This window comes from Kitasatospora sp. NPDC085895, assembly GCF_040702125.1.
GTDB lineage: Bacteria > Actinomycetota > Actinomycetes > Streptomycetales > Streptomycetaceae > Kitasatospora > Kitasatospora arboriphila.
Genome location: NZ_JBFBJY010000205.1, coordinates 1 through 2,540 on the forward strand (window position 1 = coordinate 1; position 2,540 = coordinate 2,540).

A 2,540-nucleotide genomic window follows, 5' to 3' on the forward strand; every position below is an offset into this window, starting at 1 on the left:
CAGTCGGGTAGCCGGGCCACGTTGCCGTGGCCCGGCCCCCTCAGAACCGGACGTGCACCTTTCAGCGCATCCGGCTCAAGCAAGCCCCGAGAGCTTCGCAGGTCAGCAGGGCCGTGTGGACCGTTTCCCATCGCCAGCATGGTGCTGGCGATGGCACTCGGAGTGTACGAGGCGAAGGTTGTTCCGTTCGTCCGTGCCGCCATCTCGCCGGTAGACGAAGTGATGCTTGTGAAGCATTTTCTTCGAAGCCGCGAACCAGTTGATCCACTCGCGTGGACTGTCGGGTTCGTACTCGGCTCCGGCGATCAGCGCCTGTTTACACAGTGGGCAGAGCCCTTTCTGTCGCACCGCCAGGAAAAGACTGGTCTTGTCCATCGGCGGAGGCGCATTCCTGCGGCGGCGATCCCGCCAGTACTCGGTCATGGCCGGGTCGTCCAGCGACGCTCCGCCCTTGACCAGCGGGTGACGGACGATGCCCGTCCAGGCGAACTTGATGAGGAAGGCCCCGCTTTCACGGTCGCCGAACACCCACTGGTCACGCCGGGTCGGATGGAACTGGCCGAAGTACCGGGTCGTGACCCAGTGCCTCGACTTGTTGTTGTGGCGTCGCCTGGCCCATCTGAACAGCAGACGCCACATGTAGGTGTCCAGGGACGCGAACGTCGTCGTGGACACCCACGCCCGGTAGTAGGCCGCCCAACCGCGAACGATCGGGGTGAGCCTGTGCAACACGGCCGCTGCATTGGCTCCCTGAAGAGCCTGCATTTCGGTTCGCAGTCGCGCCCGGAGCCTCGTGCAGGCCGCTCGGCTCGGTTTGATGATCAGTTTGCCTCCCATGCGGCGGACGGTGAGGCCGAGGAAGTCGAAGCCCTCTTCGAGGTGAACGACTTTGGTCTTCTCCTCGTTGAAGCGAAGACCTCTCGGCTCCAGCCAGTCCTCCAGTCGGGATCTGACCTCACGCACCTGGGCTTCGTCGTGGCAGAGCACGACGAAGTCATCGGCATACCTCACCAATACTGGGGTGCCCGGTTTTGCGCCGGGGTCGCGCCCGGCGCGGGCCTTGTATTGGCACCCTGCGGCCTGTTCCAGCCCGTGCAGAGCGACGTTCAACAGCAGTGGGCTGATCACACCGCCTTGAGGAGTCCCCTCTTCGGTCGGTGCGAACCGGCCGCGATCCATCACTCCCGCCTTCAGCCAGCCACGGATCAGCCCCCTGGCGGGGAACTGTCCGAGCATGGCCATGAGGTGGCCGTGGTCGATGCGGTCGAACGCTGCCGACAGATCCGCGTCCAGGACCCACAGGCGGCTCGGGTTCTTGCCCTTCGCCGTCCAGAAGATCGCCGCGATCGCGTCCTGACAGCTGCGGCCGGGCCTGAAGCCGTATGACCTAGGCTCGAACCGCGCTTCCCACTCGGGTTCCAGCGCGTTCTTCACGCGAGCCTGGAGCACCCGGTCACGGATGACCGGGATGCCGAGCGGCCGCTGCTTCCCGTTGCTCTTCGGGATGAACACTCGCCTGACCGGCCTGGCTCTCCAGGGTTTCGACGATCGATGGATCTCGGTCGCCAGCACGCCTCTCGCCTTGGCGGTGAGAGCTCGTTCCCCATCGATGCCCGCGGTCATGCGACCACTGCTCTGCTGCGTGACTCGCTTCACGCTGACCAGCGTGTTGCTGCGGCTCCGCAGCATGAGCTTCTGCAAGTTGCGGACCTTCTTCCAGTCCTCTTCCTGCGTCGCCTTGAAGATTCTCTGCCTCAGCCGCCGTACGTTCTCCTCACACGTGGCCCAGTCGATGCCGTGCCAGTCGAGTAGATCGCCCTCGGGTCCGTTCACCGCAGGCGAAGGCAACACGGCAAGCGCTGCGATCACATCCACCTCCGATGTCTAACTTGTCCCTCGGTTCCGGGTTCCTTGCAGGGGTGACTTCAAAGGCTCACCTGATCCACGTGGGCGCCCTTTCGGGCCGGGCCACCAGGGCCCGTATCCGGCGAGTTATACGAGAGTCGGTTGAAGGACCCGTCTCCCGGCTTCCTCGGACCTTTCGGCTGCCGGCATTTGCTTCTTGGATCATCCTTCTCCCGCCGGGGCTTCAGCTCTCCTTACGGTCGGCCTACCAAGCCATAGCTTGGACCCCGATGGGGTTTCCACGTTTCACACCAGGAAGACGCGGCTGGGGTGGGCGCCCTCTTTACTCCGGGACCAGCGGTGTCCTCCTCCCGGGCAAACCTTCCCGGAAGTCGCTTGGTGCCTTCCAGCACCGGGTCCTGCGACCGCCGCCTGCACACCATCGAGCGGTCTTACCGTCACGAAGCATCAGCAAGGGTTCACTTGCGTTCGCCCGTCCAGCCTTCCCCTCGCCTGTGACTCCTCGATGGCCGAGGTGTTCTTGGGCTTGAACGCTCAGCTCCACACCCCGCCGTTACCAGCGACGCATGTGAGCGCGGGGACGGGCCCTGGACACTGGCCCGAAGTTCAGCCGCTCGGCACCTCCTTCATGCAGCTGCACTCACTTCTCTGGAGCGACCTCGTGTCGCACGGTT

1 protein-coding gene is annotated in these 2,540 nt (G+C 64.4%); it reads right to left on the reverse strand.

From position 1 onward, the window contains the following. Window positions 1-102: 102 nt before the first annotated feature. The gene (gene ltrA, locus AB0442_RS42160) at window positions 103-1,875 is read right to left on the reverse strand and encodes a group II intron reverse transcriptase/maturase (RefSeq protein WP_366168800.1); all 1,773 of its coding nucleotides are present in this window, start codon (window positions 1,873-1,875) and stop codon (window positions 103-105) included. Window positions 1,876-2,540 lie beyond the last annotated feature (665 nt).